Origin of the sequence: Rhodococcus sp. NPDC060084 (assembly GCF_042730335.1) — a bacterium.
GTDB lineage: Bacteria > Actinomycetota > Actinomycetes > Mycobacteriales > Mycobacteriaceae > Rhodococcus.
On record NZ_JBHWWX010000018.1, the window covers coordinates 24,280 to 41,585 of the forward strand.

Genomic DNA, 17,306 nt, shown 5'->3' on the forward strand with positions numbered 1-17,306 from the left:
CGGCGGCTCGCATCTTCTTTGTCCGCCCGTCGAAAGAGCAACCAGCGATGCCCAGCGGTTCTGTCAGTGGTGGGTCCGGTAACAAGAAAACCGGAGCCAAGTCGTCGAAGGCCATCCAGGCCGCCAAGAAGCAGAGCCGCGGTTCGCGCGGCGTGCCTTCCCAACGCCAGATCCCGTGGGTGATGATCGGAGGCGTCGCTCTCGTCGTCCTCCTGATCGCGGTCATCGCGGTGAGCATCGTGCCGAAATACCAGAATCAGCAGGAGATGGCGGCGTGGTCGCCGTCCGAGTCCAATCAGGATCCTTCCTCGGCGATCGACGGTGTCGTCACGGTCGACTACGAGGCGGGCCAGCACGTCGATCCCGCGCAGCGGGTGGCGTACGACTACTCGCCGCCGTTCGGTGGGCCGCACGACTCGGTGTGGGCAACCTGCACCGGCACCGTGTACGACCAGCCCGTCCGGACCGAGAACATGGTGCACTCGCTCGAGCACGGCGCCGTGTGGATCGCCTACAACCCGGATCTGGTCGACGACGCCGCGCGCGACGCACTCGCCGGCAAGGTCGACGGCCGCACCTACACGATGATGTCGCCGTACCCCGGTCTCGATTCCCCGATCTCGTTGCAGTCGTGGGGTCACCAGCTCAAGGTCGACAGCGCCGACGACGAGCGCATCGACCAGTTCATCGCGTCGCTTCGTTTGAACCAGTACGCCTACCCCGAGGTCGGCGCCAGCTGCTCGACGCTTCCCGCGTCGTTCGATCCCGCGAACCCGCCGCCGTTCGATGCGTCCGAGCCCGGCCCGGATGCGGTCCCGATGGATGGCGGCACCGTCGACGGCACCGAGCAGATCCCTGCCGGTGGTGCCGGACAGTTCCCCACCGACATGCAGGTACCGGCCGGGAGCTGACCATGAGCGACGTCACTGCCGACCGGACCGAGCAGAGCACCGACCGCGGGCACGGGCGCTTGTTTCTGGCGCTTCTGACCGTGGCTGCCGTCGCCGTGGGATTTCTCGCCGGGTTCCTCGCACGGATCCCGCTCGAGGACCGGGCACCTGCGACACCGGCAGCGGATTCGGTCGACGCGGGGTTCTTGCAGGACATGTCGGTGCACCACAACCAGGCGATCGAGATGGCTGCGGTCGCGGTGACGCAGTCCGAGGACGACCGGGTGCGCAGCCTCGCGTACGACATCCTGACCACCCAGCAGAATCAGGTCGGTCAGATGCAGGGCTGGCTCAGCTTGTGGGGTCGCCCGCTGCTCCCGGTCGGCGACTACATGACGTGGATGGCCGAGAGTGACGGACACAGCCACGGGTCGGACGACGCCGCGCACGCGGCGGGCGGGGCGAGCAGGATGCCGGGCATGGCATCGTCCGAGGAGCTCACCGCACTGCGCGCGGCACGCGGCCCCGAACTCGATGTGCTCTTCCTCCAGCTGATGCTGCGCCACCACCAGGGCGGCCTGCCCATGATGGAGTACGGAGCTCAGTACGCGAGCACGGATGTGGTGCGCAACATCGCCCAGAAGATGGTCGACACCCAGACGGGTGAATCCGAGTTGATCACGTCCATGCTCACCGAGCGCGGCGGTCAACCGTTGCCGATGAACTGATCATCGTGGACACCTCGGGCCCGGATTATCGCGCTGACCTGCGGATGTGGAGTTGAGCGCGCAATGCGCTAGGCTAGCTCCGCACCGCCGGTCAGCCGGTGGGCCCGGATTGCCCTCGTAGCTCAGGGGATAGAGCGCTTGCCTCCGGAGCAAGAAGTCGCAGGTTCGAATCCTGCCGAGGGCACCACCACGACGGCCCCGCGTCGTTTTCGAAGCGGGGCCGTCGTCGTTCTGCTGCCGGGTGGCGGCGTGTTCGTCAGGCGCGCGCGAACCGGGCCGGTTCGGTGCCGGGCAGTCGGCGGACCCGGCCTCGCTCGATGAGCTGCCGCACGTGTGCGGACCCTTCCGCGAGTGCCATCTTCTTGCCCTGCATGGGCGTCTCGTCCCACGGGCGGTACCAGCGCATCCTCGACGTGGCCTCCCAGAGCGTGAGTTCTTCGTCGCCGAACGCGTCGTAGAGGTCGTCGAGGCGCTGGTCGTGGTGCGCGATGAGTTCCCCGGCCCGGCGGGGCAGATCGTCGATCTCCTGACGGTGCGCGGGCAGGGTCCGCCGGACGGGCAGTGTCGACACGGCCCGCAGCGAGTCCAGATACTCGCCGAGCGCGTCGCGCTCCGGGAGCGGGAAGTCGAATTCACCGACGTGCGGGGTGGTGGTGGCCAGCACATGGTCTCCGCTGAACAGCACTCCGTGGTCCTCGAGAAGGAAACACGCGTGGCCGGCCGTGTGCCCCGGAGTCAGGACGGTGCGCAACGAGCGGCCCGCCAGGGGGATCACCTCGTCCGCCGCGAGTTTGCGGTCGGGAAGGATGTCCGGACGGCCGGGCGGGTAGACCGCCGTTTCCCTGTGCCGTTCGATCTCGGGTTCGGGCGCCCCGGCGCGGCGCAGCAATTCCGCCTCCTCCGCGCTCCGGTCGGCTCCGGAGGTCATCGCCTCGAGGTGCGCGAAATCGGCCTCGTTCATGGCGACCCAACACCCCGACGCCTCACGGATTCTGCCGGTGAGGCCCACGTGATCGGGGTGGAAGTGGGTGACCACCACGCCTTCGACGTCGGTCACCGACAACCCGGCGACCGCCAGCCCGGCCTGCAGGTCCGCCCAGGACCTGTCGTCGTCCCATCCGACGTCCACGAGGACCACTCCGCCAGGCGATTCCATCACGTAGACCTGGGTGTCTCCGACGGGCAGGTCTGCCACCGGGACCGGTACGACATGTATGCCGTCTCCGATATCGCGCGCTTCGGTCATCCGTGATTCCTCCCAAAGAAGTGTGACTTCCGATCGAAGCTACACAAAAGGTTCAACTATTTTGAGGAAGGGGTTCGATGATCGCCACGATCGAGCGGATCTCCCCCGCCGGAATCTCGAAGTGCTCGGTGACCGACACGGACGTCTCGGACGTCGGACCCGCTGCGACATCGAGCACGAAGCGTGCGACGACGCTGTGGTGCCACTCGTGGAACTGCAGGTCGCGCACCCTCCGAATGGGCAGGTACTCGGCGCCGTGTTCGAGTCGGTGACGGATCTCCGCGCCGCTGTCGCCGGTGCGCTGCCCGTTCTCCACCCGCCACGCATCTGCCGCGAGACGCACGTCGGTGGCGTCGTGCCGGATGAGGGACCGGATGTACGCACGGGCCATCGCCACCCGCGGGCTCTCCCCGGGCGCGGTGGCATGCTCGGCGAGAGCAGCCATCACGGCCGGCGCCCAGTCGGCGCGACAGATCACCAGGTCGGGCAGGTATGGGTGCGGGCGGTTGTATTCCAGTGCGCTCCCGTCGATCCGGGCACAGTGCAGGCCCGCGGCCTGTGCGACCGCGACCGGTGCCGCCGAGTCCCATTCCCACTGGCCGCCCGCGTGGATATAGGCGTCGGCCTCTCCACGGACCACCGCCATCGCCTTCGCGCCGGCCGACCCCATCCGGATCAGGTCCGCACCGAGGTCGCGTGCGAGGTCGAACACGAACGCGGGTGGCCTGCTTCCGCTGATGGCGATGCGGGGGCGCCGGCGCATCGGTCGCGGTGCCGGCGCCGCATCGTCGGTGCTGTGTACGACGCCGATGGCCGGTTGTGCGACCGCTCCCGCGGTGAGCCCCTTACCGGCTTCCCACAGTGCGACGTGCACCGCCCAGTCGCTATGGCCGGGCATACCGTATTCCTTCGAGCCGTCCAGGGGGTCGACGATCCAGACGCGGTCCGCGTCCACCCGGGACGGATCGTCGGCGGATTCCTCGGAGAGCACCGCATCCCCCGGACGCGCCGCGGCGAGCCTCTCGAGGATGTAGGTGTCGGCCGCGTGGTCGCCGCGACGGCCCAGCTCACGACCACCGAGGGCATCACCCTCGATCGCTCGCACGGTCAACAACAATTCTCCTGCGCCTGAGGCAATCTCGGCAGCGAGCCGGGCGTCTTCGTGGTGGGCGTCGTCGGTCATGCCGTCAACAATTGCACGACGAGCGCTGCCTGGGCTGTCGCGGTGCCGTCACCGGGGCGCAGGACCAGCTCCGGGGCACGGGGCGGTTCGTACAGGTCGTCGATTCCGGTGAACCCGGTCAGCTCCCCCGCCCGGGCGCGCGCGTACATGCCTTTCGGGTCGCGGGCTTCGCATTCCGCCAGCGGTGTATCGACGAACACCTCGACGAACGGAATGCCGGCGTCCTCGTGCTGCTGCCGGATGCGTTCGCGGTCGGCGCGGTACGGACTGATGAGCGCACAGATCGCGACCAGGCCGGCGTCGGCCATCATCTGGGCGACCGCTCCTACGCGGCGGACGTTCTCCGCCCGGTCGGCCGGGCCGAACCCGAGATCGGAATTGAGTCCGTGCCGCAGGTTGTCACCGTCGAGGCGGTAGGCGGGGATGCCCTGCGCGATCAGGCGGCGCTCGAGTTCGACGGCCACCGTGGACTTGCCCGACGCGGACAGCCCGGTGAGCCACACGGTCGCACCCGATCGTCCCCGGTCGGCGCGCGCGACTTCCGCCGAGTGCCACACCACCCCGGCCTCACCGAGAGTCGGGCCGGTGATCATCCCGGCTGCGACGGTGTTGCCGGTCCTGTCGTCGACGAGTACGAAACTGCCGGTGGTCCGGTTGCGCCGGTACGGGTCGAACAACAAGGGTTGCTGCGTTCGCAGTTGCACCCGCCCGATGTCGTTGAGAGCCAGGGAAGTGGCTGTCTCGTCGCGGTGCAGGGTATCGACGTCGAGCCGGTAGTCCAGACGCACCACCCGCGCGGTGACGGACCGAGTGGTGTGCAGCAGGACGTAGCGGGCGTCCGGTTCCAGCGCGGCGCGGTCGTCGAGCCAGCACACCATCGCGTCTATCTCGCGTCCGGCGAGTGGCCGGTTGTTGGGCCTGCACAGCATGTCCCCGCGGCCCACATCGAGGTCGTCCTCGAGGTCGATGCACACCGCGGCGCCCGCATACGCGTGATCGAGCGCCGTGCCGCCCGGTCCCCAGATGTTGCGCACGTGCGTGCCGAAGCCGGAGGGAAGCACCACGACTTCGTCTCCGGGCGCGAATCCGCCGCCCGCGACGGTCCCGGCGTATCCGCGGAAGCCGGGACGATCGCCGCTGTGTGCCGGCCGGATCACGTACTGCACGGGCAGGCGCGCATCGATGAGATTGGTGTCGGACGCGACGTGCACCTGTTCGAGGTGGTGCAACAGCGAAGTCCCCTCGTACCACGGCATGTTCGCCGTCCGGGACACGACGTTGTCGCCGTGCAGCGCGGAGACGGGAACGAACGTGAGATCGGGAATGTCGAGTTTTGTCGCGAACTGCCGGAATTCGTCGCACAGTTCGTCGTACCGCTGCTGCGACCAGTCCACCAGGTCCATCTTGTTGATGCACAGGACCACGTGGCGCACGCCGAGCAGACCGGCGAGGAAGGCATGGCGGCGCGTCTGGCGGACGATGCCGTTGCGGGCGTCGACGAGGACGAGCGCGAGATCCGCGGTGGACGCGCCGGTGACCATGTTCCGGGTGTACTGCTCGTGGCCCGGAGTGTCGGCGATGACGAACGTCCGGTTCGCCGTGGCGAAGTATCGGTAGGCCACGTCGATCGTGATGCCCTGCTCCCGTTCCGCCCGCAGGCCGTCGGTGAGCAGCGACAGGTCGGCGCGGTCGGCACCGCGGTCGTGACTGGTGCGGGTCACCGCGTCGAGCTGGTCTTCGAACACCGCCTTCGAGTCGAACAGGAGCCGTCCGATCAGGGTGGATTTGCCGTCGTCGACGCTGCCGGCGGTGGCGATGCGCAGCGGACCCGGCATCAGAAGTAACCCTCTTTCTTCCGGTCTTCCATTCCGGCTTCGGAGATGCGGTCGTCGGCGCGGGTCGCGCCTCGCTCGGTGACGCGGCTCGCCGCGACTTCGGTGACCACCTCGTCGGCCGTGGTGGCCGCGGATTCGACGCATCCGGTGCAGGTCGCATCGCCCACCGTCCGGAATCGCACCAGGGTGTCGCGGGGGGTTTCGCCGGGCAGCAGGGTGAGGAAACGGGTGTGCGCGAGCAGCATTCCGTCTCGCTCGACCACCGGACGCCGGTGGGCGTAGTACAGGGACGGCAGGTCGACGCGCTCGTCCCGGATGTATCGCCAGATGTCGAGTTCGGTCCAGTTCGACAGCGGGAAGACCCGGACATGCTCGCCCACGCGGTGCCGGCCGTTGTAGAGGTGCCACAGTTCGGGGCGCTGGGCCTTCGGGTCCCACTGCCCGAACTCGTCGCGCAGGCTGAAGACGCGTTCTTTGGCGCGCGCCTTCTCCTCGTCGCGGCGGGCGCCGCCGAACACGGCGTCGAATCCTCCGTCCCTCAACGCCCGCAGAAGGGTTCCGGTCTGCAGCCGGTTACGACTCGCGCGGGGCCCGGCGTCCTCCACGGCCCGTCCGGCATCGAGATCATCCTGGACCGAGGCGGTCACCAGGCGAACTCCCCGGTGCGCGACCGTCCGGTCGCGGAACTCGATCACCTCGTCGAAGTTGTGTCCGGTGTCGATGTGCAGGACGGGGAACGGCGGCGGCGCCGGCCAGAACGCCTTCGTCGCGAGGTGGAGCATCACCGCCGAGTCCTTGCCGCCGGAGAACAACAGCACGGGTCTCGCGAAGGTCGCGGCGACCTCGCGGAAGATGTGCACGGACTCGGCTTCGAGCGCGCCGAGCAGGCTGAGCTCGTAGGAGGGATCCCGACGTGCACCGTCCCGAGATGGTCGTCGTGGCGGCACCGTCGTCATCGTGCGCTCCCAGCCCGGAGTTCTCGGTCCATATTTGTACCGAGTCGGTCGAAAAGGACTGCCACAGAATAGAACGAGTTTCAATTCCGGGTCAACGCCCCGATCTCGCTGTCGACGCCCGATCTCGCTACGGACGCCGGCCCCGGAGGTCCACCGTGACGGCCTCGGCGGCTCTCAGCAATGCCGATCCGCATCGCTCGACCTCCGCGCGGTCGACCTCCCGTTCGAGATGAAGTGCCAGCACGAGCGACTGATGACCGTCCGGGTCGAAGGCGGGCGCGGCGATCAGGTTGACGGGATGTGTGCGTTCCGTGTCCAGATCGGCGGGCAGCAGCACTCGTTCGCCCGGACTCGACACCAGTTCTGCGAGCATCTCCCGGAGATCGGGGGCCAGGTCGTGTGACACCACACCGGCCATCAGCGCGTAGAGGCGCCGGCCGCCGCGGGTGAGCGACTCGACGAGATAGCCGGTGCGGCGGCACTCCTCGATCACGCGCCGCAGGTGTGCGCGATCGACGGACACCGGCAGGGTCGGTTCGCGACGCAGCCACCGCTCGATACGTTCGTCGGTATCCCACAGCACGTACATGAGCCCGACCGGCGGCGCGAAGGGTAGACCTCCCCCACGCGGGCGGCCGCGGCGGCGCCGGCTCCCCCGACCACGTCGAGGATCGCGATCCGGTCGCCGACCACCGCCGACGCTGTACACATCACACCGAACTCGGAGCTCAGGGCAGCCAAGTGGCGGTGTGCGACCGGTCCCGACGCGAACCCCCGCTGCGCGGCCCGGCCCGCGACGATCAGCGCCGGGCCGAGGCCGTAGGACTTGTCGGCCGGGTCACGGATGAGGTAGCCCGCGTCGGTGAGTGCGGTGAGTATGCCCAGGCAGGTCGGCTTGCTCAGCCCGAGTTCGCGCGCCAGCTCCGAGAGTCCGAACCTGAGACCCGGCCGGGCGACGAGATGATCGAGGACCTGCACGACACGCTCGGTGGGCGGCGAACGTCGAGCGGCACCCGGCAGGGGCACTCCGATCCCCGCTTCGCCGCTGTCACTGCGACGAACCATTGACCCCTCCCTGGAACACGTTCTATCGTCGGCGCACCGGAGACTACCGCAGCGGTACATATATGGACCACAGGAGATCGACGTGCTCACCGATCCACTCACCGCGGCGATAGCCGAGGCCGAAAAAATCGTCGCCACCGCCCCGCACATCCGTACCGAGGCCGACCTCACCGAGGGCTACGGCTACCTGGCCGGAGGGATCGCCGCGTGTGTCCACGCCACGTGGGCGTACAGCAGCACCCATCCCGTGTTCGTCACCGGCACCGGCCCGTACGCGAAGATGGGCCTCGACAACCCGGACACCCTGTACTGGGGTGCGGTGGTGCGCGACAACGCCGAATACGTCGTCACCGGACGTCGCGGCACCACGTGCGACCTCAGTTTCCAGGTTCTTGCCGGCAACTACACCGATGCCGCGGTACCCGGCAACGTCACCGCCTTCGACGACCGCGCCCTGCGCATCGAGGACGACGGCAGTTTCGAAGTCCGGTTCGGGCCCGGGCCATGCGATCCCGATCGCAACTACTTCACGCTCGCGGCGGGATCGTCCCAGCTCGTTGTCCGGGAGGTCTACAGCGACTGGACGCAGCGACGCGGCACCCTGCGGATCGACCGCCTCGACACCCTCGGCACGGCACCTCCCGAGCCCACCCGCCAGGATGCGGTGACACGGTACGAGCGCGCCGGTCGCGCCCTCGTCTCGCGAGTGAAGACGTGGCTGCAGTTCCCCGAGTGGTTCTACCTGAAGCTTCCGGTCAACACCGTCACCGAACCGCGGCGGACACCGGGCGGGCTCGACACCCAGTACTCGTCGGTGGGTCATTTCGACCTGGCCGACGACGAAGCGATGGTGTTGACCCTGCCCGCGACCGACGCACCGTATCTGGGCTTCCAGATCGGAAGCCTCTGGTACATCTCGCTGGAGTACATCCATCACCAGACATCGCTGAACAACACTCAGGCACAGGTCGATCCGGACGGGATGGTCCGGATCGTGGTGTCGGCCCGCAATCCCGGGCTCACCAACTGGGTGGAAACCCTCGGGCGCAGCCGCGGCATCCTGCAGTTCCGCTGGCACCGGCTCGATCGCGAGCTTTCTTCTGCGGACGGACCGGTGGCACAGGTCGTCCCGTTCGACGAACTGCCCGGCGCGCTGCCGTTCCACGAGTCGAACCGCATCACCCCCGAGGACTGGGCCGCGCGCATCGGGGCACGTCAGGCTGCCGTCGCCGATCGGATGCTCGGATGAGCGCCGCCGGCTTGTTGGAGGATCGCGTCGTCGTCATCTCCGGTGTGGGGCCCGGCCTGGGAAGCACCCTCGCCCTGCGATGTGCGTCGCACGGTGCCGACGTCGTCCTTGCCGCCCGCACCCGTGAACGGCTCGAGAAGGTGGCTGCGGAAGTCGAGGCGCTGGGACGTCGCGCGCTGCCGGTACCGACCGACATCACCGACGACGATTCCGTCTCGGAACTGGTCGACGCGGCGGAGGGCGAGTTCGGTCGCGTCGATACTCTCGTCAACAACGCATTCTCCGTTCCGTCGATGAAGCCGTTGGCGAACACCGATTTCCAGCAGATCCGTGACAGCGTGGAGCTGACGGTGCTCGCTGCGCTGCGGCTGACCCGCTCGTTCACGCCCGCGCTCACCGAATCGGACGGTTCGGTCGTCAACATCAACTCGATGGTCCTGCGTCATTCCCAAGAGCGTTACGGCAGTTACAAACTCGCGAAGTCGGCGCTGCTGGCGATGTCGCAGTCCCTCGCCACCGAACTCGGGCCGCACGGCGTACGGGTCAACTCTGTTGCCCCGGGATACATTTGGGGACCAACCCTTCGAGGGTACTTCGAGCACCAGGCCGGGAAGTACGGCACCACCGTCGAGCAGATCTACGAGCACACCGCCGCGGCCTCCGACCTGCGGCGCCTGCCGACCACCGAGGAGATCGCGGACACGGTGATCTTCCTGGCGTCACCGATGGCGTCGGCGATCACCGGGCAGTGCATCGACGTCAACTGCGGCGAATACCACCACTGAACGGGATACGAGATGAGCGAACGCACCACCGTGGGCACCACCGACGACCTGCATGCCTCGGCGACGCGCATGACGGGCCTGACGGATTTCGGCGAGGACGAGTACCTCGAGGCACTCGAGATACTGCTCGAGTCGTACGCGCGGGACGAAACACTCACCCCGCTCGGCAGCAAGATGTCGCGGGTGTTCCTTCGTGGTGCGCTGGTCGCGCGTCTGCTCTCGGAAGCCGCCTGGGCGCAGCATCCCGAGCACCGGGACGTTCCGGTCACCCGACCCATCTTCGTCACCGGTCTGCCTCGCACCGGCACCACCGCATTGCACCGCCTCCTGGCGGCCGACCCGGCGCATCAGGGCCTCGAGATGTGGCTCACCGAGATGCCCCAGCCCCGGCCGCCTCGTGAGACCTGGGAACAGAACCCGGTATTCGCGGGGATCGAGGCCGGCTTCGCCCAGCACCACGTGGAGCATCCCGAGTTCATGGGTGTGCACTACATGTCGGCCGGGGAGGTGGAGGAATGCTGGCAGCTGCTCCGTCAGTCGTTCCGGTCGATCTCGTACGAATGCCTCGCGAATCTGCCGACGTACTCGCGCTGGCTCGCCGGGCAGGACTGGACCGGCGCCTACGCCCGGCACCGCAAGAACCTCCAGCTCATCGGGCTTCCCGACGCGGACAAGCGCTGGGTCCTCAAGAATCCGAGTCACCTGTTCGCGCTCGACGAACTCCTCACCGTCTACCCGGACGCACTGATCGTGGTGACACACCGCGACCCCCGGACGGTGATTCCGTCCGTGTGCAGCCTCGCGGCGCACGCCACCGAGGGATGGTCCGAGGCCTTCACCGGTGAGACGATCGGCCGCAGTCAGCTCGACCTGTGGGCACGCGGTTTCGACGACTTCACCCGGGCACGCGCCCGTCACGATCCCGCCCGATTCGTCGATGTCGACTACCGGGATTTCGTGGCGGACCCGTTGGGCAGCGTGGGCGCCCTGTACGACCGGTTCGGCATCCCGTTCACCGCCGGCGCCGAACGCGCGATGGCATCGCTGCACGACGAGAGTCGCAACGGGGCCCGGAAACCCGCCCATCAGTACACACTCGAGGAGTTCGGGTTGTCGGTGCGCGACGTCGACGAGCGATTCCCCTCGTATGCGTACCGCTGAGCCTGTTGCACAAAGCCGACCGGCCCCCGGTGTGCCCGATCTACCTGCGCGTTCCCGCATGGGATGATGGACACATGCCCGCACCGCTTCCCCTCGACCCCATCGCCGAAGCCCACCGTCAGTGGGTGGCCCACGGCTGGGGCGAAGTCGCGGACGGCATGGCCGCGGTGACCTCGGTGATGCGTGCGCAGCAGATCATGATGGCCCGTGTCGAAGAGGTCCTCAAACCGTTCGGTCTGACCTTCGCCCGGTACGAACTGCTGACGCTGCTGCATTTCACGAAGGCCGGGGCTCTCCCCATGGCGAAGGCCAGTGCGCGTCTGCAGGTGCACCCGACGAGCGTGACCAACGCGGTCGACCGACTCGAGGCCGCGAGTCTCGTGCGACGCACCCCGCACCCGAGCGACCGGCGCGCAACGCTCATCGAACTCACCGACCACGGTCGCGCGCTCGCGATAGAGGCCACCGAAAAACTCAACACCGAAGTGTTCGCGCGTCCCGGGATCCCGTCCGAACAGATCGACACGCTGCTGAGCATCCTCGCGACGATGCGTCACGACGCAGGAGATTTCGACACCGGGGGCACGCCCTCGAAGTGGTGAGCACCGGACGGCCGTGCTACACGAGAAGACGCCGCCTCTTCCTCGGGGAAGGGGCGGCGTCGTCGTTCTCGCTGCGAACTAGGCGTGCTTGAAATCGGGCGTGCGCTTTTCCACGAAAGCCGCCATGCCTTCCTTCTGGTCGGCGGTGGCGAACGTCGAATGGAACACGCGCCGTTCGAATCTCACGCCTTCGGCGAGGGTCGTCTCGAACGACCGGTTCACCGCCTCCTTCGCCATGATCACGGCCGGCAGCGACATCGACGCGATGGTCGTGGCAGCGTCGAGAGCGACGTCGAGCAGTTCGTCGGCAGGGACGACCCGCGAGACGAGCCCGGCGCGCTCGGCTTCCTCCGCGTCCATGTTGCGTCCGGTCAGGCACATGTCCATCGCCTTGGCCTTGCCCACCGCGCGCGTCAGACGCTGCGAGCCGCCGATGCCGGGAATGACACCGAGCTTGATCTCGGGCTGGCCGAACTTGGCGGTGTCGGAGGCAATGATGAAGTCGCACAACATCGCCAGCTCGCAGCCGCCCCCGAGTGCGTAACCCGACACGGCCGCGATGATCGGGGTGCGAGCGGACGACAGCCGGTCCCACTCCGAGAAGAAGTCCTCGGCGTACACCTCGGAGAAGGTCTTGGGTGCCATCTCCTTGATGTCGGCGCCGGCCGCGAACGCCCGCTCCGACCCGGTGAGCAGAATCGCCCCGATCTCACGGTCGGCGTCGAGTTCTTCGACCGCCGCGACCACTTCGCGCATCAACTGGCTGTTGAGTGCGTTGAGCGCCTTGGGCCGGTTGAGCGTGATGACGCCGACGCGGCCTTTGCGCTCGAGCAGGATGGTCTCGAAATCGGTCACTTGCTGTCCTCTGCGTTCGAGCGGTCACGAATGTCGTTGATGATGGCGGAGAAATCGAGCCCGCCACCACCACCGGTGTTGAACCGATGATAGAGCTCGGCGGCACGGAGGCCGAGTTCGGCCTCGACCCCGTTGGAGCGCACCGCGTTCGACGCCAGACCGAGATCCTTGTCCATCAGGGCAGCGGCGAAGCCCGGCTGGTAGTCGTTGTTGGCCGGGGTCGTAGGCACCGGGCCGGGAACCGGACAGTTGCTCGTCAGTGCCCAGCACTGGCCCGAGGCGTTGGACGCCACGTCGAACAGCGCCTGATTCTCGAGTCCCAGTTTCTCGCCGAGCACGAACGCCTCACTGATCGCGATCATCGAGACGCCGAGAATCATGTTGTTGCAGATCTTCGCAGCCTGGCCGTTGCCCGACCCGCCGCAGTGCACCACCTTGCGGCCCATCACGTCGAGGAGCGGCTGCGCGGCTGCGAAGTCCTCCTCGGTTCCTCCGACCATGAAGGCCAGCGTGCCCGCGGCGGCACCGGCCACACCGCCCGACACCGGGGCGTCGATCGCACGATGACCGGCGGCCTGTGCACGACCGGCGGCGTCGCGTGCATCGGCCACGTCGATCGTGGAGCTGTCGACGAAGAGCGTGTCGGGCTTTGCGGCTCCGAGGATTTCGTCGTACAGATCGAGGACGAGCGTGCCGTTGGGCAGCATGGTGATCACGACATCGGCAGCGGGGACGGCCTCGAGTGCGGACCCGACGACGGTGATGCCGTTCTTCGCTGCTTCCTCCTGCGCGGCGGGCACCGGGTCGTACCCGGTCACCGAGTACCCCGCCTTCGCGAGGTTCGCGGCCATCGGCCCACCCATGTGGCCGAGACCGAGGAAGGCGACGTTGGGGAGTTCACTCATCGGTCGTTCTCCTTCGGAGCGGCGAGCCCGAGTTCGAGGTCGCCGAGCGGCTGGAAGTATGCGTCGACGTCGGAAGCGGTGACGTCGGCGAGGGTCGCGGGCGACCAGTGCGGAGTGCGGTCCTTGTCGACCACCTGGGCACGGATGCCTTCGACGAGGTCGTGCGAGGTCAGGGAGGCGGACGACACCCGGAATTCCTCGTTCAGTACCTCTTCGAGGCTGCCGAGCTGCCGTGCGTGACGAAGCGAACGCAGCGTAACCTTCAGAGCAACCGGGGAATTTCCGAGGATCTGCTCGGCGGCGGTGCGAGCCTCGAGAACATCACTGCTGCGCAGGCGTTCGACGATCTCCTCGACGGTGTCCGCGGAATATGCGGCGTCGATCCAGTCGCGTTGCGCGAGCAGCGCCGAATCCGGTGCCGGCTGGGAGTATTCGGCGAGCGCGTCGTCGACCGAACCCGTCTCGAGCGCTGCGACGAACTTGTCGAGGGCGTCGGACGGCACGTAGTGGTCCGCGAAGCCGAGCGCGATGGCGTCGCCCGCCTTCATCCGGCCCGTCGTCAGCGCGATGTGGGTGCCGATCTCGCCGGGTGTCCGAGAGAGCAGGTAGGTCCCTCCCACGTCGGGGATGAACCCGATACCGGTCTCCGGCATCGCGATCGTCGAGCGTTCGGTGACGATCCGGACGTTGCCGTGTGCGGACACCCCTACGCCGCCACCCATGACGATGCCGTCCATGATCGCCACGTACGGCTTGGCGTAACGGCCGATGGCGGCGTTGAGGATGTACTCGTCGCGCCAGAACTCCTGGGAGCCGGTGCCGCCGTCACGTGCGTCGTGATAGATCGACACGATGTCGCCGCCGGCGCACAGTCCTCGCTCCCCCTCGCCACGAAGGACAACGGCGCGGACCGAGTCGTCGGATTCCCACGCCGAGAGCGTCTCCGCCATCACACGCACCATGTCGTGGTTGAGCGCGTTGATCGCCTTGGGTCGGTTGAGGGTGATGCGTCCCAGTCCGTTCTTCGCCTCGACGAGGACCTCGGGTTCGTGCCCGGTCATTGCGCTCCGTTCTGCGCCGCGGCCACCACGCTGCGCGCGACGACCACCCGCATGATCTCGTTCGTTCCTTCGAGGATCTGATGCACGCGCAGATCGCGCACGATCTTCTCGATCCCGTACTCGGCCAGGTAACCGTATCCACCGTGGAGTTGCAGCGCATCGTTCGCGACCTCGAACCCGGCGTCGGTGGCGAAGCGCTTGGCCATCGCGCACAGCTCCACGACATCCGGGGCACCGGTGTCGAGGGCGTCGGCGGCCCGCCACAGCAGGGTTCGTGCCGCTTCGAGTTCGGTACGCATGTCCGCGAGCCGGAACTGCAGCGCCTGCGAGTCGAGCAACCGGTCACCGAACGCCTTGCGTTCGGCGAGGTAGGCGACCGTCCGGTCCAGCGCGGCCTGGCCACCGCCGACGGAACACGCGGCGATGTTGAGGCGGCCGCCGTTGAGGCCGTGCATGGCGATACGGAATCCGCCGCCCTCCGTGCCGAGGAGATTCGCGGTCGGCACGCGCACGCCGTCCAGGATCACCTGGCGGGTGGGTTGCGCGTTCCAGCCCATCTTCTTCTCGTTGGCACCGAACGACAGGCCCGGCGTGTCCTTGGGGACGATGAACGCCGAGATGCCGCGCGCACCGGTGTCGCCGGTGCGGGCCATCACCACGTACACGTCGGATGTTCCTGCGCCGGAGATGAACTGCTTGACTCCGGTGAGCACGTAGTCGTCACCGTCGCGCACCGCTTTGGTGCTGAGCGCGGCGGCGTCCGAGCCGGCGCCCGGCTCCGTGAGGCAGTAGCTACCGAGATGTTCCATCGAGGTCAGCTTCGGCACCCAGCGGTGGCGCTGGTCGTCGTCGCCGAACTTGTCGATCATCCACGTCACCATGTTGTGGATCGAGATGTACGCGGCGATGGACGGGCACCCCGTGGCGAGTTCCTCGAAGATGCGGACGGAGTCGAGGCGGCGAAGCCCCGATCCGCCCACGTCCTCGCGGACGTAGATTCCGCCCATGCCGAGCGCTGCGGCTTTGCGGAGCACGTCGACCGGGAAATGCTTGTTCTGGTCCCATTCCACCGCGTGGGGTGCCAGATACTCGGAGGCGAAGTCGCGGGCGGTGTCGCGAATCGCCTTGTCGTCGTCGGAGAGGGTGAACATCGGCGTACCGCCTAGTTCATCGTCGGGATGACGAAGTGATCGGTGTCCGCGACGTGAGCGCCCTCGATATCGCCTTCCTTGACACCGGACGGCCAGCGCTGCGTGACGGTCTTGGTCTTGGTGTAGAAGCGGAATGCGTCCGCCCCGTGCTGGTTGAGGTCGCCGAAGCCCGACGCCTTCCAGCCACCGAAGGTGTAGTACGCGATCGGAACCGGGATGGGAACGTTCACGCCCACCATGCCGACCTGGACGCGGGTCGTGAAGTCGCGGGCTGTGTCACCGTCCCGGGTGAAGATCGCGACACCGTTGCCGTACTCGTGCTCGGACGGCAGTCGCAGTGCCTCCTCGTAGTCGCGTGCGCGCACGACGGTGAGCACGGGACCGAAGATCTCTTCCTTGTAGATCGACATGTCGGTGGTGACCCGGTCGAAGAGGGTCGCGCCGGAGAAGAAGCCACCCTCGTTGCCCTCGAGCACGAAACCGCGGCCGTCGACGACGAGTTCGGCGCCTTCCTCGACGCCCTGGGCGATGTAGTTGTGGACACGGTCGCGGGCGGCGGCCGTCACGAGCGGACCGAAGTCGGCTTTCTCGTCGAAGCTCGTCCCGATACGCAGTTCGGCGATGCGCTCCTGGAGCTTGGCCACGAGCCGGTCGGCGGTCTCCTCACCGACGGGGACGGCAACCGACAGTGCCATGCAGCGCTCGCCGGCCGAGCCGAATGCGGCACCGACGAGCGCGTCCGCGACCTGGTCGAGGTCGGCGTCGGGCATGATCACCGCGTGGTTCTTCGCGCCGCCGAAGCACTGGGCGCGCTTGCCGTTCTTCGCGGCGGTCTCGTAGATGTACTGGGCGATCGGGGTCGACCCGACGAATCCGAGGGCCTTGACCCGGGGATCCTCGAGCAGTACGTCGACGGCTTCCTTGTCGCCGTTGACGACGTTGAACACGCCGGCGGGCAGTCCGGCTTCGAGGAAGAGTTCGGCCAGGCGCAGCGGCACCGAGGGATCGCGCTCGGAGGGCTTGAGGACGAAGGCGTTGCCGGACACGAGCGCCGGAGCGGCTTTCCACAGCGGAATCATGGCCGGGAAGTTGAACGGGGTGATGCCCGCGACCACACCGAGCGGCTGGCGCATCGAGTACACGTCGATGCCGGTACCGGCGGATTCGGTGAACTCACCCTTGAGCAGGTGCGGAGCGCCGAGCGCCACTTCCACGACCTCGAGGCCGCGCTGGATGTCGCCCTTTGCGTCGGGGATCGTCTTGCCGTGCTCGCTCGACAGCAGCCGGGCGAGGTCGTCCATGTTGTCCTGGGCGAGTTGCAGGAAGCGCATCAGTACGCGAGCCCGCTTCTGCGGGTTCCACGCCGCCCATTCCTTCTGTGCGATTTCGGCGTCGGCGATCACGTTCTCGACTTCGGCGCGCGTGGCGAGCGGAACACGCGCCTGGACTTCGCCGGTGTTGGGGTCGAAGACGTCGGCGAAACGGCCGGATGTGCCGGAGACGTGCTTGCCGCCGACGAAGTGGGTCAGTTCTCGAATGCTCATGCGCGAACCCGTCCTTTGCTCGATAGTGGTGGCTGCGTCGTGGCAGCCGTGAAGAACCCGAAGTCTTCGCTCATCCTATAGTTGGAAGTC

At 67.6% G+C, this 17,306-nt stretch carries 15 protein-coding genes, 1 tRNA gene and 1 pseudogene; 7 read left to right on the top strand and 10 right to left on the bottom strand.

Annotated elements, in window-relative coordinates; genetic code table 11:
* Window positions 1–47: 47 nt before the first annotated feature.
* From ACFWBU_RS11935 to ACFWBU_RS11945, 3 genes are all read left to right on the top strand, one after another.
* Window positions 48–911 carry a DUF3105 domain-containing protein gene (locus ACFWBU_RS11935; protein WP_169622491.1) on the top strand — a complete coding sequence of 288 codons (864 nt, stop codon included), beginning with the start codon at window positions 48–50 and terminating at the stop codon, window positions 909–911.
* A 2-nt stretch (window positions 912–913) separates the two neighbouring features.
* Window positions 914–1,618 (top strand): DUF305 domain-containing protein, encoded by a 705-nt coding sequence (locus tag ACFWBU_RS11940; protein ID WP_169622490.1) that lies wholly within the window; start codon window positions 914–916, stop codon window positions 1,616–1,618.
* Window positions 1,619–1,729: 111 nt separating this feature from the next.
* Window positions 1,730–1,805 (top strand) — tRNA-Arg (locus ACFWBU_RS11945).
* Between the two features lie 69 nt (window positions 1,806–1,874).
* Here ACFWBU_RS11945 and ACFWBU_RS11950 read toward each other — a convergent pair.
* The 5 genes and pseudogenes from ACFWBU_RS11950 to ACFWBU_RS11970 all read right to left on the bottom strand — a co-directional run bounded on the left by ACFWBU_RS11950 (window position 1,875) and on the right by ACFWBU_RS11970 (window position 7,903).
* Window positions 1,875–2,864 (bottom strand): MBL fold metallo-hydrolase, encoded by a 990-nt coding sequence (locus ACFWBU_RS11950; RefSeq protein ID WP_378528359.1) that lies wholly within the window; start codon window positions 2,862–2,864, stop codon window positions 1,875–1,877.
* A gap of 52 nt (window positions 2,865–2,916) precedes the next feature.
* The gene (locus tag ACFWBU_RS11955) at window positions 2,917–4,047 is read right to left on the bottom strand and encodes a 3'(2'),5'-bisphosphate nucleotidase CysQ (protein ID WP_378528360.1); all 1,131 of its coding nucleotides are present in this window, start codon (window positions 4,045–4,047) and stop codon (window positions 2,917–2,919) included.
* On the bottom strand, window positions 4,044–5,882 hold the full coding sequence (cysC, locus tag ACFWBU_RS11960; RefSeq protein ID WP_378528361.1) for an adenylyl-sulfate kinase: 1,839 nt from the start codon (window positions 5,880–5,882) through the stop codon (window positions 4,044–4,046). Before cysC ends, ACFWBU_RS11955 begins: the two co-directional genes overlap by 4 nt.
* A complete protein-coding gene (cysD, locus tag ACFWBU_RS11965) occupies window positions 5,882–6,838 on the bottom strand; it encodes a sulfate adenylyltransferase subunit CysD (RefSeq protein ID WP_169652779.1) in 957 nt (318 codons plus the stop codon). Before cysD ends, cysC begins: the two co-directional genes overlap by 1 nt.
* A gap of 127 nt (window positions 6,839–6,965) precedes the next feature.
* Window positions 6,966–7,903, bottom strand: a pseudogene (locus ACFWBU_RS11970) (helix-turn-helix domain-containing protein).
* Window positions 7,904–7,985: 82 nt separating this feature from the next.
* On the opposite strand from ACFWBU_RS11970, the gene ACFWBU_RS11975 reads away from it, so the two are divergent.
* The 4 genes from ACFWBU_RS11975 to ACFWBU_RS11990 all read left to right on the top strand — a co-directional run bounded on the left by ACFWBU_RS11975 (window position 7,986) and on the right by ACFWBU_RS11990 (window position 11,700).
* Complete coding sequence (locus tag ACFWBU_RS11975; protein ID WP_378528362.1) at window positions 7,986–9,152, top strand: hypothetical protein; 1,167 nt, start codon at window positions 7,986–7,988, stop codon at window positions 9,150–9,152.
* Window positions 9,149–9,937 (top strand): SDR family oxidoreductase, encoded by a 789-nt coding sequence (locus ACFWBU_RS11980; protein WP_169652776.1) that lies wholly within the window; start codon window positions 9,149–9,151, stop codon window positions 9,935–9,937. Before ACFWBU_RS11975 ends, ACFWBU_RS11980 begins: the two co-directional genes overlap by 4 nt.
* Before the next feature lie 12 nt (window positions 9,938–9,949).
* Complete coding sequence (locus ACFWBU_RS11985) at window positions 9,950–11,098, top strand: sulfotransferase (RefSeq protein ID WP_169622482.1); 1,149 nt, start codon at window positions 9,950–9,952, stop codon at window positions 11,096–11,098.
* Window positions 11,099–11,172: 74 nt separating this feature from the next.
* Window positions 11,173–11,700, top strand: a complete 528-nt coding sequence (locus ACFWBU_RS11990) for a MarR family winged helix-turn-helix transcriptional regulator (protein ID WP_169622481.1) — start codon at window positions 11,173–11,175, stop codon at window positions 11,698–11,700.
* A 78-nt stretch (window positions 11,701–11,778) separates the two neighbouring features.
* Here the strand turns inward: ACFWBU_RS11990 and ACFWBU_RS11995 are convergent, their stop codons facing one another.
* The 5 genes from ACFWBU_RS11995 to ACFWBU_RS12015 are packed head-to-tail and all read right to left on the bottom strand — an operon-like array spanning window position 11,779 to window position 17,216.
* A complete protein-coding gene (locus tag ACFWBU_RS11995; protein WP_296551477.1) occupies window positions 11,779–12,555 on the bottom strand; it encodes an enoyl-CoA hydratase in 777 nt (258 codons plus the stop codon).
* Entirely contained in the window at window positions 12,552–13,460 is a 909-nt protein-coding gene (gene mmsB / locus ACFWBU_RS12000; RefSeq protein ID WP_169622479.1) for a 3-hydroxyisobutyrate dehydrogenase, read from the bottom strand. Before mmsB ends, ACFWBU_RS11995 begins: the two co-directional genes overlap by 4 nt.
* Complete coding sequence (locus tag ACFWBU_RS12005) at window positions 13,457–14,521, bottom strand: enoyl-CoA hydratase/isomerase family protein (RefSeq protein ID WP_378528363.1); 1,065 nt, start codon at window positions 14,519–14,521, stop codon at window positions 13,457–13,459. Before ACFWBU_RS12005 ends, mmsB begins: the two co-directional genes overlap by 4 nt.
* Window positions 14,518–15,672 (bottom strand): isobutyryl-CoA dehydrogenase, encoded by a 1,155-nt coding sequence (locus tag ACFWBU_RS12010; protein ID WP_378528364.1) that lies wholly within the window; start codon window positions 15,670–15,672, stop codon window positions 14,518–14,520. Before ACFWBU_RS12010 ends, ACFWBU_RS12005 begins: the two co-directional genes overlap by 4 nt.
* Window positions 15,673–15,683: 11 nt before the next feature.
* Window positions 15,684–17,216, bottom strand: a complete 1,533-nt coding sequence (locus ACFWBU_RS12015; protein WP_169622476.1) for a CoA-acylating methylmalonate-semialdehyde dehydrogenase — start codon at window positions 17,214–17,216, stop codon at window positions 15,684–15,686.
* Window positions 17,217–17,306: the final 90 nt, after the last annotated feature.

Coding starts and splice junctions, on each gene's coding strand:
- ACFWBU_RS11935 (WP_169622491.1), top strand. CDS start 48: ATGCCCAGCGGTTCTGTCAGTGGTGGGTCCGGTAACAAGAAAACCGGA.
- ACFWBU_RS11940 (WP_169622490.1), top strand. CDS start 914: ATGAGCGACGTCACTGCCGACCGGACCGAGCAGAGCACCGACCGCGGG.
- ACFWBU_RS11950 (WP_378528359.1), bottom strand. CDS start 2,864: ATGACCGAAGCGCGCGATATCGGAGACGGCATACATGTCGTACCGGTC.
- ACFWBU_RS11955 (WP_378528360.1), bottom strand. CDS start 4,047: ATGACCGACGACGCCCACCACGAAGACGCCCGGCTCGCTGCCGAGATT.
- cysC (WP_378528361.1), bottom strand. CDS start 5,882: ATGCCGGGTCCGCTGCGCATCGCCACCGCCGGCAGCGTCGACGACGGC.
- cysD (WP_169652779.1), bottom strand. CDS start 6,838: ATGACGACGGTGCCGCCACGACGACCATCTCGGGACGGTGCACGTCGG.
- ACFWBU_RS11980 (WP_169652776.1), top strand. CDS start 9,149: ATGAGCGCCGCCGGCTTGTTGGAGGATCGCGTCGTCGTCATCTCCGGT.
- ACFWBU_RS11985 (WP_169622482.1), top strand. CDS start 9,950: ATGAGCGAACGCACCACCGTGGGCACCACCGACGACCTGCATGCCTCG.
- ACFWBU_RS11990 (WP_169622481.1), top strand. CDS start 11,173: ATGCCCGCACCGCTTCCCCTCGACCCCATCGCCGAAGCCCACCGTCAG.
- mmsB (WP_169622479.1), bottom strand. CDS start 13,460: ATGAGTGAACTCCCCAACGTCGCCTTCCTCGGTCTCGGCCACATGGGT.
- ACFWBU_RS12005 (WP_378528363.1), bottom strand. CDS start 14,521: ATGACCGGGCACGAACCCGAGGTCCTCGTCGAGGCGAAGAACGGACTG.
- ACFWBU_RS12010 (WP_378528364.1), bottom strand. CDS start 15,672: ATGTTCACCCTCTCCGACGACGACAAGGCGATTCGCGACACCGCCCGC.
- ACFWBU_RS12015 (WP_169622476.1), bottom strand. CDS start 17,216: ATGAGCATTCGAGAACTGACCCACTTCGTCGGCGGCAAGCACGTCTCC.